Origin of the sequence: Brevibacillus centrosporus, assembly GCF_003710815.1 — a bacterium.
In the GTDB taxonomy this organism is placed as follows: Bacteria; Bacillota; Bacilli; order Brevibacillales; family Brevibacillaceae; genus Brevibacillus; species Brevibacillus centrosporus.
Window position 1 is genome coordinate 223,850 of the sequence record NZ_RHHP01000015.1, and the last position, 12,501, is coordinate 236,350.

A 12,501-nucleotide genomic window follows, 5' to 3' on the forward strand; every position below is an offset into this window, starting at 1 on the left:
TGCTTCGCTTTTCAAAGTGAATATTTCTTGATGCGAAATATTGAAGCGTGACATAATCATTTCGTAAAGCGAAATAGTGTGGGGTGCTTGCTATGGACGATAAGAAGCGGATGGCAATGCGTCTAACAAAGCTCAACAAGGTCTATCTGGATGTGATTGCGCAGGAGCTTGCTGCATGCGGGATGACCGTACCGCAGATGTTTGTGCTGGGGCCAGTCATGCAGGGCAGAAGGACGATCGGGGAGATCAGCCGGATGATTGACCTTTCCTACAGCACTGTATCCGGAATCGTCGACCGTTTGGAGCGGAATGGTTTTGTGGAACGTACCCGCGACCATCAGGACAGACGGATGGTGTGGGTCGAGCTGGTCGGTTCCGTCGAGGCGATCCAGAACCGGATTCCGTTCATGCGAGGCGAGTACTTCCCCGAGCTTTTCTCATCGATGGAGGCGTCTGAAGTGGAGAGGGCCAGTGAGTCCTTGGCGCTTTTGACCAGGCATCTCGAAGTGCGGCAACAATCGTTTCCGAAAAAGGGAGGGAGTGATGCGAGATGAATCTGTCACGTTTTTCCATTCAACGCCCCGTCACTATTTTTATGATGGCGCTAGCCTTGCTCATCTTTGGCTTTGTTTCCCTGCCCAAGCTGGCTGTCGAGCTATACCCGGAATTGAACTTGCCGGTAGCGGTCGTTGTCACGACAGTAGAAGGCAGTACACCCGCCGAGGTGGAAAAGCTGGTGACAAAGCCGATCGAGGAAGGACTCGGAACCGTCGCCAACGTCGACAAGATCATGTCCAACTCGGCAGAAGGAGCTTCTCAGGTTATCCTGCAGTTCAATTGGGGAACCGACATGGACCAGGCGACCTTGAACATGAGGGACAAAGTAGATCAGGTGCGCGGCAGACTGCCTGACAACGCAAACGCCCCGCGAATTATCAAGATCGATCCGAATAGCGAGCCGATCATGACGTTGTCTGTCACCGGGGAGAGCGACATCGCAAAGCTCAAGACCTTGGCCGAGGATGTCATCAAGCCGAGATTGGAGCGCATCGACGGGATTGCCTCAGTAGGTGTATCTGGCGGAGAAGACCAGGTCATCGAAGTCGTGCTTGATCCGGACCGCATCGCGGCTTACGGGATCGGAATCGAGCAGGTGCAGCAAGCCTTGCAAGCGACGAACCTCTCTGGTACCTCTGGCAGTATACGGGAAGGAGACACGAAGCTGGCGATCCGGGTCGATGGAGAGTACAGCAATGTCCAGGAGATCGGTGAAACGCCCATCCGGCTGCCCGGTGGAACCATCGCTCTGAAGCACCTTGCGACCATTTCGGATACATACAAGGAAATCACCCAAAAAACGTACTTGGACGGCCAGACGAGTGTAGGCTTGAGTGTTACCAAGGCATCTGGGGGAAACACCATTGAAGTGGCAGATGAAGTAAAAGCTGAGCTCCAGCAGCTGGAAAACGTCTTGCCCAAAAACGTCAAAATCTCGATGATTCTCGATTCGTCCCAATTTATCAAGGATTCCATCTACACCGTTGGCGAGCATGCGCTGATCGGCGGTCTGTTTTCCATCCTCGTCTTGCTCCTGTTCCTCGGCAGCTTCCGATCGATGATTATCATTGCGATCGTTTTGCCCATCTCCGTAATCGCCACATTCTGTCTGATGTATTTTACCGGTCAGACGATCAACCTCATTTCGCTGTCGGGCTTGACGCTCGGACTCGGCTCTCTCGTTGACTTTGCGGTCGTAATCCTCGAAAACATTTTTCGTTATCGCGAGCAAGGCAAAAGCATGATGGAAGCGGCACGACTCGGCTCCAAGGAAGTCGGGACCGCCGTCATGGCATCTGCCCTCGCTCAAATCTCTGTTTTTGCTCCCATCGTTTTTGTAGAAGGGCTCGCCTCGGAGCTGTTTGGCCCGCTTGCCCTGACGGTTGTGTACTCGCATATCGCAGCTTTGCTTGCCTCCCTGACGCTGGTTCCGATGCTGAGCGCCCGCTGGCTGAAAAAGACTCCGCATATGGATGAGCAGGAGCGAGCGAAATATCGGGGCATCAATCCACTGATTTGGTTCCATATCGGTTTCTCCAAGCTCGCTCGCCGGTATGGACGGTTTCTCGGTTGGGCTATTACGCATCGGAAAACAGTATTGGCCGCCACGATTGCGCTGTTTGTTGGTGCCGTGTTCCTTTCAGGAGCCGTCGGAGCGGAATTCATTCCCAAGCTCGAACAGGGGAAAATCTCTGTTTCCATCAAAATGCCAAATGGGACGCTGCTAAAGGAGACGGAAAAGGTCGTGCAGGAAGTAGAAGGCCGAATCAAACAGCTGCCCGAGCTCGATCAACTGTATACCTCCATCGGGTCGTCCGGCGGGCCTTCCATTATCGCAACGTCCACCAGCAACCGGGCGCAGCTGCAGGTGTCACTGGTACCCAAGGAGCAGCGTACTGTCACGACGGAGCAGGTCGTGGAGCTTTTGCGCAAACAGCTCTCCGACATTTCTGGACCTGAAATCGAGGTAAAGGAGCTGGATCAGTCAGGGGGACCCGTCACGGCTCCGCTGGAAGTGACAGTTCGCGGGGACGATCTCGCTGTTTTGGAAGACATCAGTGCAATTGTCGCGGGGGAAATGAAGCAGGTGGAAGGGACACGCAATATTGTTTCCTCTATGGAAGAAAAGAGCCAGGAGCTGCAAGTGATCGTCAATGCCTCGCGGGCAGGCTTGTACGGACTGACGACCAGTCAGGTGCTGTCCAATGTGCGTACTGCTTTTGATGGAATGACCGTCACGACATTTCAGACAGGCGATGATCAGATCGATATCCGCGTCATGATGCCGCGTAAATACCAGGACGACATCACTTATCTGCAGCAGCTTCGCATCCCGACATCAGGAGGGGCGCAGATCGCGTTATCCTCTGTCGCAGATATCGTCAACCAGGAAGTGCCCCAGGTGATTGCCCGCTCCAACCAGACACGTGAAGTGAAAATCTCCGGAGAATTCGTCGGGCGTGATTTGAACTCCGTTTCCTCGGATATTCAAGCCCGTCTGAATGCGTTGACTCTGCCGGATGGCTACAGCATCGAGTTTGGCGGGCAGAGCAAGGAAATGATGGAGTCGTTTGGCAGTCTCGGACTTGCGATCATCCTGTCCATCGCCCTCGTTTACATGGTTATGGCCAGCCAGTTTGAATCGCTGTTCACACCGTTTATCATCATGTTTTCGATTCCACCGACCTTCATCGGTGTCGTAGTCGGGCTGCTCGTGACCGGTAAGCCGCTCAGCGTACCTGCGCTCATCGGCTACATTCTCCTGATCGGAATCGTCGTCAACAACGCCATCGTGCTCATTGATTACGTGAATCAGCTGCGAAAAAAAGGCGTGGAGCGCAACGATGCGATACTCGCTGCAGGACCCCTGCGGCTGCGTCCCATTTTAATGACCACGCTTGCCACGATTCTGGCGATTACTCCACTCGCTTTTGGCGGAGGCGAGGGCAACGAATCGCAGGCACCGATGGCGATTGTGGTGATCTATGGCCTTTCTTTCTCGACCATGATCACGCTGGTACTCATCCCGGTAATCTATACCTGGTTTGACGACCTGGGCAGGAAGCTGAAAAATCGCAAGCGTAAACAGAAGAAAGCCAAAGGCAGCGAGCTTCGTACCGAAGTATGATGCGGGAGAAGCAGGCGGACACGAGGTGGCTCGCCTGCTAGAGGGAGGATAGAAAATGAAAAGAAGCGGGGCAACAATCGGCCTGCTGCTGGCTTTTGCGGTAGCCATCGGAGGCTGTAGCAGCCAAGAGGCACAGGTGACACCTCAGCAGGAAGAGGCCAAGGTCGTCCCTGTCCAGATCGACACCGTCAAGCGAGGGAGTGTAGGAGCAAGCGCAGGGGTAACCGGAAAGCTGGCACCGAGCGAGACAGTCGAAGTCACGCCAAAAGCGAGTGGAAAAATCAGCATGGTCCATGTAAAGCTGGGGCAGCAGGTACAAAAAGGAGCTGTCTTGTTCACGATGGATCAGACGGATCTAGCAAACGCGGTGAAGGAAGCGCAGGCGAGCTATGAGCTGGCGGCGGCATCCTTGCAGCAAAGCAAGACCAACACGACGCAAAGTCTGCAGCAAGCCCAAAGCGGTCTCGTTTCGGCGCAGCAGGCAGTAAGCGATGCAAAACGAGACTTTGAGCGGATCTCTGCTCTGTTCAATCAGGGGGCGGTATCTGCCCAGCAGCTGGAACAAGTCAAAGCCGTCTTGGTGAACGAACAGAGCGCGTATGATACCGCCAAGCAGACGCTCGCGACCGCGAAACAAAAAACAGGTGTGGCAGTCACGGAGGCATCCGTAGAGCAAGCGCGGGTCGCCTTGGAAAACGCGCGTCAGCAGCTGGGAAATGCCGTTATTGCCGCCCCTATTTCGGGGACGATTTCGGAGGTGCACGGCTCTGCAGGAGAGATGGCCTCGCCTCAATCTGCTGTCGTGACGATCGTGGATACAGATCCTTTGATCGCGAAGACCAATCTATCGGAAAAAGACATGGCGACCGTCAAGGCAGGGGACCTCGTCCACGTCTCGCTCACGGCAACCGGGCAAAGCTTGCAAGGGACGGTAACGGCAATCAGCCCTGTCATGAATCCGGATTTGCGGGCTTACCCTGTGGAGATCTCCCTCGCCAATCGGGATGACCGACTGAAAGCGGATATGGTGGTCAACATCCAATTCGGTCAGCAGCAATCTGCGCAGTCCTTGGTCATCTCGCGAAAGGCTGTGTTTGAGGAAAACGGGAAACAATACGTGTACCTGCTGGACCAGTTGACTGCGAAAAAAGTAGAGGTCAAAACGGGAGTCGAGACAAGTGATGCCGTCGAGATTCTCGCGGGTGTGAAAGAAGGAGAGCAGATCGTAGTGCGGGGACAGACGCTGCTCAAGGACGGAGCGACCGTGCAAATTCAGCAAGGATCTTGACACACCGGTAGTGCTCAAGTAGTATGAAGAAGATTCAAAACATTATATTCCGTGTGCTTTACTTATGTAGAGAGGTGGAGGGACTGGCCCTATGAAGCCCGGCAGCGGATCTGCTCACCCATAGTGGGAAGTAGATGCTGTGCCAATTCCAGCAGGAGAATTCCTGACAGATAAGGACGTGACGAAGCTGATCTATCCCTTTTTCTGTGAGGAAAAAGGGATTTTTTGCATTCCCAGCATTACCCGACAGAAAGGAAAATGAAGACAGATGCGTATCCAACCCTCCGACATGATCGATCGGCTGCCGACACAGTTTTTTGCCACACTCGTAGCGAAAGTAAACAAAGTGATCGCTGCAGGACATGATGTCATCAATCTCGGCCAGGGCAATCCTGATTTGCCGACACCAGCCCATATCGTAGAAGAGCTGCAAGCAGCCGCTGCACTCCCGCTGCATCATAAATATCCGCCATTCAGCGGTCGCCTCGAGCTGAAGCAGGCTGTCGCTCACTGGTATAAACAAGAGTTCGATGTTGACCTCGATCCCGAAGAAGAAGTAGCCATTTTGTTCGGCAGCAAAACAGGACTGGTAGAGATCTGTCAGGTCTTGATGAACAAAGGAGACGTGGCTCTGGTGCCGGATCCAGGCTACCCGGACTACTGGTCTGGCGTGGCGGTGGTAGATGGACGCATGGTCATGATGCCACTGCGCGCTGAAAATCAGTTCTTGCCTGATTACGGCCAGATTTCTCAGGAGGATTTGGATCGCGCGAAGCTGATGTTCCTCAACTACCCAAACAACCCGACAGCGGTAAACGCTCCGTTTGAGTTTTACGAAGAGACGATTCGTTTTGCCCGCAAAAACGAGATCGTCGTATGTCACGACTTCGCGTACGGCGCGATCAGCTACGACGGGAAAAAGCCGGTGAGCTTCATGCAAGTACCGGGTGCTAAGGAAGTTGGCGTGGAGTTTTATACGCTGTCCAAAACCTACAACATGGCAGGCTGGCGCGTCGGTGCGATGGTCGGAAACCGTGAGCTCGTCCGCTTGATCAATCTGATTCAGGACCATTATTTCGTCAGTTTGTTCGGTGCTGTGCAGATGGCCGCTGCCAAAGCGATGACAGAGTCGCAGCAATGCGTGCGCGATCTCGTAGCGGTTTATGAGGGCCGCCGCAACGCGCTGTTCTCCAATCTGCACCGCATCGGGTGGCAAGCTCAGCCTTCGCAAGGCTCGTTCTTTGCTTGGCTGCCGGTACCGAGTGGCTTTACTTCCGTAGAGTTCTCCGATTTGCTGCTGGAAAAAGCCCATGTCGTCGTGGCGCCAGGAAATGGCTTCGGACCGACCGGCGAAGGCTACGTTCGCGCTGCACTTCTATCGGATGAAGCTCGATTGGCAGAGGCTGTACGTCGAATTGAACAGCTCGGTATTTTTGCCAAAGCCTAAGTGAAAAGCGAGAAAGACCGTTATCCCTGAGGAAGAGCAGCTCAGAGATGACGGTCTTTTTTTCGTTGGAGTAATTTCGGGCATATGCCCATCGCTTGCCGAAGGGAGGAAGAATAAGGTGGATGAGAGTGGGCATTTTAAAAAAGAGTTTGTCATTCTCAATAAAAATCATTCTCAGCATTGACAGATAATGATTTTCATTATACGATGAATAGTGTTAATGATAATTAGTCTCAACGACAACAATTGGCAAAGCAGGAGGGTACTATGCGCTATCAGATTAACGGTTACACGGATATGTATACGGTGATCGCCAACGAGCGTAAAATAGGCGGGGCCATTGAAGCAAGCTCAATCCGTCTGCGTACGGGAGAAGTATATAGCAATGCCGTTCTCACTCGCTTGGAAATGTCAGGTGCGCATTTTTGCTCGATCGGTTTTGTTACAGAAGAAGGACAGCGGCTGATCGTCCATGTAGACGATGTGAGCATGATCGCGGATGCACGCCACGTAAACGTCTGTGAATTGCGCAATGACTGCATGCGAGCGGAGAAAAAGGCTGATCGCATGAAGCGTTTGAAACGGCTATGTGAATTGAACGAAGGAAGCTGTACCTTGACGTTCCAGGAAGAAGCGCTGCTGCTCGCGCAAGACGTTGGCTTGGAAGAAGCTCACGCGCAAGTAGACTTGTCTTTCCTGCCACAAGCGGAAAAGTCAAAAGTAGTTCGCATCGCTTAAGACAGCTACATACAATAAATTTCCAGCCTCTTTCCTCATAGGGAAAGAGGTTTTTATTACTGAATCAGAAAGTATAAAAGACGTGAGCCATCTACCTGATTCAGCATGAATAACCTTCCGATAAATCGCGGTCGCTCCTCCATGAGATGGCCTCGATAGAGGTTTTCTTAACGTATAGGAATTTATAAGCGTTTACGTTTATGAATTCCGGAGCGCATGGCGAAGTGCCTCAGCGTCCGCTTCTGGCATTCCTTCGGTAAAACTTACCGCTAAAACGCGGTCGCTTCACCTTGAACAGGCCTCGATAGAGGTTTCCTTATGGCTGGATTCCTTTTCCATTGCGCTGGATGAAATCAATAAAGGTCCGTACCTGCTGCGCCATAATGTCGTCCTGGCGGTACACGAGGCAGATATGGCGGCGATTGACATACCCCGGCAGCTCGTGAACGATCAGTTCTTTCAGCTGGCTTTCGCGGATGACACTTCGTTGAGGCAAAATGCTGATGCCCATGTTGTGCTTGACCGATTCCTTGATCGTCTCGATCGCACCGAGCTCCATGCGAATTTTCCAGCGAAACCGGTTTTCTTCTGCCCACAGCTCCGCCAGCTCTCTGGAAGTGGAGCCGTACTCATGCACGAGAAAGGGTTCATTGCGCAAATCACTCAGAGCGATCTCTTCTTTAGCGGCAAGCGGATGCGAGGGAGACATCACCAATCGCAGCTCGTCGGCAATCAAGGGGATGACATGCAGACCTTCTTTCTGACCCTCTGGCAGCGAGACGATGGCGACGTCAATTTCAAAGTCGAGCAAGAGCTCCATGATGGCTTTTGCCTTTTTCACGGTCAGCATGGGCAGTACGTTTGGATAGATCGCTTGAAAGTCTGCTAAAAACGGAGGCAAGAAATAGGTGGCTGGCGTGTAGCTCGCGCCGATTTTCAGCGTCCCTCTGCCTCCTTCCCGATACTCCTGCACCAGCTGCTCTGCCTCATCCAGTAAGGTCGTAATTCTCCGTGCATAGGGCAGCATGGCCATCCCTGCTTCGGTGAGGCGCAGCTGCCTAGGCTGCTTGTAGAACAGCTCGACCCCCAAATCGGTCTCAAGCTTTTTCAAATGAAAGCTGATGGTCGGCTGCTTGACCCTTAACTCCTCGGCTACTTCTGTTAGCGTCCGGCACTGGGCTGCGACGGCAAATACGCGCAATTGCTGAATGTTCACGGCCATCCCTCCACAGCCAGTATAGACAGTCTCTATGGAGGTATCAATAAACATAGAGTCTATTTAACACAACCTTAGCATCCCGTTTACTTTCCTCTTACATAAATGCCGTAGAGTGGTTGGTGAGAAGAAAATGACGTGGGAGGCTATCCTTGATGATTCGTAAAACAATGGGCAACAAACTCGCACTATTCACTCTGCTTGTCTCAACAACGCTGGTTTTTGCAGGATGTGGGCAAAGCCCGTCAGGACAAAATGCTTCCGGTGCATCCGGTTCGTCAGCGACTGCGACGAGCAATCAAACAGAGGCAGCCAGCAAGCCAGCTGCAAGTGAGCCTGCTAGCAGCGCGGACAGCAAATCCAGTGAGCCACTGGTCGTTTACTTAAATGACTTTGATGAAATCATTGCTCCCATGTTTGAAAAGGAAACAGGCTACAAGCTGAAAGTCGTAGCGGGGAACGGTGCCGAAATCATGTCCAGGATTGAGGCGGAGAAAGGGAACCCGCATTGGGATGTGGTGTGGATGGACGCAATGCCATCGATCCATCAGCTAGGCAAAAACGGTCAGCTGCTCGAAGGCTGGACGCCGAAAAATGCGGATAATTTGACCGATGCTTATCAAAAAATGATCCCGGCCAATAAAACGTATTACCCGACAGGCGCTCATGCAGCTTCCGTCTTGATCTACAACACCAAAGCGGTTTCAGCGGACAAAGCGCCCAAATCGTGGGATGACCTGGTGAAGCCGGAGTTTGCCAATCTGCTCGGCATGGCTGACCCTGCGGTAGCAGCACCTGCATATCCCTTTGTCGCCTGGTTCTTTGAACAGCGTGGGATGGAGGGAGGAAAAGCGTACTTCGACCAAATCCTGAAGAACGGCACCCATGTCTATCCGAAGAATCCCAATGTGGCAAAAGCTTTGACAGGTGGGGAAATCAAGGCCGCGGCCCTTCAGGAGAGCAATGCGTACGGCATGAAAAACGACAAAGCGCAAGTCGAGATCGTATGGCCGCAAGAGGGAGCACCTGCTTCCGTTCGCGTAGCAGGGATTCAGAAGGACACGAAAAACGTGGAAGCCGCAAAAGCGTTTGTCGAGTTCATCCTCGATCCAAAGGTGCAGCAGGAACTGATCGACAAGGGAGAAGAGAGCTACTTTGAACCGTCTGCAAAAGGCGTAAAGCCGAAAAGTGATCGTGCCGCTGAGGCGAAGCTCGTTGTAGCCGATCCAGAGTGGGCAGCCGAGCACGAAGCGGAAATCAAGCAGTGGTTTGCAGACAAAGCGGTGAAGTAATCGATGAGGATGTTCGGATCATATGGGAATCGGACGGGCTGGCTCGTGCTGGCCCTCCTCTTTTTACTCATTTTGCTGCCCCTCGCCGCCGTTATCATTCAGGTCTTGCTGCCTGGCGTTTTCTTTGGCCAGTGGAATGTAGGCGATCTGTCCTTGCTGCTGGAGGTTTTCCATAGACCGCTATGGCTGGCATCGATGAAAAACTCGCTGTTCCTGGGGATAGGCACGACGATCTTTGCGACGCTGCTGGGAGGATTATTAGCTGTCGTACGCTCCAGATGGGATTTCCAAACGGCACGGCTCTTGGACTTTGCCGTGTGGATTTTGATCATTACTCCTTCCTTTATTCTCGCGCAAGGCTGGGTGATGTTCGCTGCTGCTGACGGGCTCGCCAGCAATTGGCTGGGCTGGCACTGGGTTAGCGGGTTCATCTTTCAACCGAGCGGGCTGGTACTGGTCATGGCTCTGAGTAAATTTCCGCTTGCCTACCTGGCGATCGCAAGCGCTCTGGAATGGAAGGTGGATCGATTGGGGGAGGCGGCCCGCCTATGCGGCAGCTCTGCCTGGACAGCGTGGCGAACGATCGAATTTCCACTGCTGCTGCCAGCGATTTGTTCGGGGGCGATGCTGGTTTTCATGGATACCATCGGGGATTTCGGCTTGCCGGCCTCCATCGCGACGGTCTTTCGCTTTCCAACGCTGCCTTATTCCATCTATTCGGCTCTGTATACGTCACCGATTCGTTTTGATATGGCAGGGATCCTGTCCTTCTACTTGGTTTTGTTCATCGTTTTGGCGATGACTGTGCAGTTCTTTGTCATGCGCAAATCGCGATTTGATTTTCTCTCGTCGCGGGCGATTCGCAGAAAGCCACAGAAGCCGGTGCGAGGAGGAGTTCTGCTGACGATCCTCAATGTGTGTTTTTTGCTGGTTGTCATCGGAATTCCTTTTGGCACAAATGCCTTTATGTCCGTTTCCGATACATCCGGCGCTGCCAGCTTTACGAGTTTGACGATGCGTCATTATGCGGCGTTGCTTGAAAATGCCGGTGCGCTGCTGGACGGGTTGCTTCATTCGCTGAGCATTGCCGCAACCGCCGGAATTGTTGGCCTCGTCATTGGGTTTTTGGTGGCGTATGTGCTGACGTACTCGAGCTTTACGTATCGCAGGATGGTAGATGTGATGTCTTTGGTGTCCTTGGCAGTACCTGGGGTCGTATTGGGGATTGGCTATATCTTCGTCTGGAACCAAAAATGGCTGGAGCCACTTGGCCTGCTTTTGTACGGAACACCGTGGATCCTGGTGCTGGCAAGTGTGGCTGGTGCCATTCCGATCATCACGCGAATTATTGTAGGGGCGATGGCAAAAGTGCCGGGTCAGCTGCTAAACGCCGCGCAGATGCAAGGCGCGAGCTTTGGTCAAAGGATACAGGGAATTCTCCTGCCACTGATCAGAGGGTCGCTGGTTTCAGCTGGTTTGGCTGCTTTTGGCAGCAGTGTCTTTGATCTGGCGTCCACGTCGATTCTGTATCCACCGGATTTTATGACGTTGCCTGTCTTTATCAATAAAGCGTTCGAGGACCTGAAATTCGCGTATGCGGCTGCTGCAACGCTGACTGGCGGCGGGATCGTCGTCGTCATCATCGTGGTGATGGAATGGTTGTTCAAGCCGAAGAATATGACATCGGGGAGGGAGATCTCATGACTCCACTACTAGAGGTTCGCGGCGTGCAAAAAAGCTTTGGCAAGCATGACGCCCTGCGCGACATCCAGTTTTCCGTGGCGCCGGGAGAAATCATCAGTGTTTTGGGTCCATCGGGCTGCGGAAAATCGACTTTGCTGCAAATCATAGCGGGTCTACAGCAGCCGGATGCAGGTGAAATCGTGCTGCGTGGAAAGACGGTGGCGACTGCCAAAAGTCTCGTGCCGCCGGAGAAGCGCAACATCAATATGGTCTTTCAGGATTATGCTCTGTGGCCGCATATGAACGTATTTGACAATATCGCGTATGGGCTTACGCGCAAAAAAATGGCGGCAGTGGACATTCGCAAAAAAATCGAGGAATTGATGGCGCTTTTACGACTGCAGGGTCTCGAGCACCGCTTGCCGCCACAGCTGTCGGGAGGACAGCAGCAGCGTGTTGCCATCGCAAGGGCTTTGGCGACGGAGCCGGACCTGTTGCTTCTAGATGAACCGCTGTCCAACCTGGATATGCGGCTGCGAATCGCGATGCGCACGGAGATGGCGTATTTGTTTCGCCGGCTCGGAACGACGGTCTTTCACGTCACCCATGACCCGGATGAAGCTTTTGCGATGGCGGACCGCCTGATTATCATGCGCTCGGGTGCCATCGACCAGATCGCTGATGCAGCCTCCTGCTACTCTTACCCGGCTACCCAGTCGGCAGCGGCGCTACTCGGAGCTGGGAATCAGCTGACAGGCAAATTTGTCTTTCATGAGCATCAGCCGGCTGCTCGCATCGGAGAATCCGTGTTGACGGGTATCATCCCAGGCCAGCATGTGCTTCAGTCTGAATCCGTCGTTCATTTGCTCTGCCGCCCAGAAGATCTGCTCTGGCAGGAGGAGCCATGGACTGCCGCAGCTTGGGCGAGAAAAACGGATGGGGAAATGGGGGATGGCATATGCAGCCAGCTGGCGGCTCGTGTCGTCCACAGTACCTTCGAGGGCAGCCGATGGCGAATCCTTGCCCAGACGCAGGATGAGCAGCAAGTTACCTATTTTCATTCCAGGTGCATAGAATCAGGTAAGAAAGGGTGGCTGCTGCTTCCTAGGTCAGCAGCGTATCTCTATCCGCAAATAGACGAAAGGTAGATCG

9 protein-coding genes and 1 riboswitch are annotated in these 12,501 nt (G+C 53.2%); of the genes, 8 read left to right on the top strand and 1 reads right to left on the bottom strand.

Annotation, left to right across the window (positions count from 1 at the left end; translation table 11 throughout):
- Positions 1-92 precede the first annotated feature (92 nt).
- From EDM55_RS15110 to EDM55_RS15130, 5 genes are all read left to right on the top strand, one after another.
- Entirely contained in the window at positions 93-554 is a 462-nt protein-coding gene (locus EDM55_RS15110; RefSeq protein ID WP_122960659.1) for a MarR family winged helix-turn-helix transcriptional regulator, read from the top strand.
- Positions 551-3,685: an efflux RND transporter permease subunit gene (locus EDM55_RS15115; RefSeq protein ID WP_122960660.1), complete on the top strand. Its 3,135-nt coding sequence runs from the start codon at positions 551-553 to the stop codon at positions 3,683-3,685. The genes EDM55_RS15110 and EDM55_RS15115 overlap by 4 nt, the downstream gene beginning before the upstream one ends.
- Positions 3,686-3,740: 55 nt before the next feature.
- Positions 3,741-4,973 carry an efflux RND transporter periplasmic adaptor subunit gene (locus EDM55_RS15120; protein WP_122960661.1) on the top strand — a complete coding sequence of 411 codons (1,233 nt, stop codon included), beginning with the start codon at positions 3,741-3,743 and terminating at the stop codon, positions 4,971-4,973.
- A 59-nt stretch (positions 4,974-5,032) separates the two neighbouring features.
- Positions 5,033-5,150, top strand: a riboswitch (SAM riboswitch).
- A gap of 91 nt (positions 5,151-5,241) precedes the next feature.
- Positions 5,242-6,420, top strand: coding sequence for a pyridoxal phosphate-dependent aminotransferase (locus EDM55_RS15125; RefSeq protein ID WP_092268765.1), 1,179 nt, complete (start codon positions 5,242-5,244; stop codon positions 6,418-6,420).
- Between the two features lie 267 nt (positions 6,421-6,687).
- Positions 6,688-7,158: a hypothetical protein gene (locus tag EDM55_RS15130; protein ID WP_122960662.1), complete on the top strand. Its 471-nt coding sequence runs from the start codon at positions 6,688-6,690 to the stop codon at positions 7,156-7,158.
- Between the two features lie 316 nt (positions 7,159-7,474).
- On the opposite strand, the gene EDM55_RS15135 is transcribed toward EDM55_RS15130, so the two are convergent.
- Positions 7,475-8,374, bottom strand: a complete 900-nt coding sequence (locus EDM55_RS15135; RefSeq protein ID WP_122960663.1) for a LysR family transcriptional regulator — start codon at positions 8,372-8,374, stop codon at positions 7,475-7,477.
- 155 nt (positions 8,375-8,529) lie between these two features.
- On the opposite strand from EDM55_RS15135, the gene EDM55_RS15140 reads away from it, so the two are divergent.
- The 3 genes from EDM55_RS15140 to EDM55_RS15150 are packed head-to-tail and all read left to right on the top strand — an operon-like array spanning position 8,530 to position 12,497.
- On the top strand, positions 8,530-9,666 hold the full coding sequence (locus tag EDM55_RS15140) for an extracellular solute-binding protein (RefSeq protein WP_122960664.1): 1,137 nt from the start codon (positions 8,530-8,532) through the stop codon (positions 9,664-9,666).
- A 9-nt stretch (positions 9,667-9,675) separates the two neighbouring features.
- Positions 9,676-11,370: an ABC transporter permease gene (locus EDM55_RS15145; RefSeq protein WP_170184464.1), complete on the top strand. Its 1,695-nt coding sequence runs from the start codon at positions 9,676-9,678 to the stop codon at positions 11,368-11,370.
- A complete protein-coding gene (locus EDM55_RS15150) occupies positions 11,367-12,497 on the top strand; it encodes an ABC transporter ATP-binding protein (protein WP_092268770.1) in 1,131 nt (376 codons plus the stop codon). Before EDM55_RS15145 ends, EDM55_RS15150 begins: the two co-directional genes overlap by 4 nt.
- The last annotated feature ends 4 nt before the right edge of the window (positions 12,498-12,501 follow it).

Bases quoted from the DNA above. Each gene is read 5' to 3' on its own strand.
- EDM55_RS15140 (WP_122960664.1), top strand. From the start codon at position 8,530: ATGATTCGTAAAACAATGGGCAACAAACTCGCACTATTCACTCTGCTT.
- EDM55_RS15130 (WP_122960662.1), top strand. From the start codon at position 6,688: ATGCGCTATCAGATTAACGGTTACACGGATATGTATACGGTGATCGCC.
- EDM55_RS15110 (WP_122960659.1), top strand. From the start codon at position 93: ATGGACGATAAGAAGCGGATGGCAATGCGTCTAACAAAGCTCAACAAG.
- EDM55_RS15115 (WP_122960660.1), top strand. From the start codon at position 551: ATGAATCTGTCACGTTTTTCCATTCAACGCCCCGTCACTATTTTTATG.
- EDM55_RS15145 (WP_170184464.1), top strand. From the start codon at position 9,676: ATGTTCGGATCATATGGGAATCGGACGGGCTGGCTCGTGCTGGCCCTC.
- EDM55_RS15150 (WP_092268770.1), top strand. From the start codon at position 11,367: ATGACTCCACTACTAGAGGTTCGCGGCGTGCAAAAAAGCTTTGGCAAG.
- EDM55_RS15120 (WP_122960661.1), top strand. From the start codon at position 3,741: ATGAAAAGAAGCGGGGCAACAATCGGCCTGCTGCTGGCTTTTGCGGTA.
- EDM55_RS15125 (WP_092268765.1), top strand. From the start codon at position 5,242: ATGCGTATCCAACCCTCCGACATGATCGATCGGCTGCCGACACAGTTT.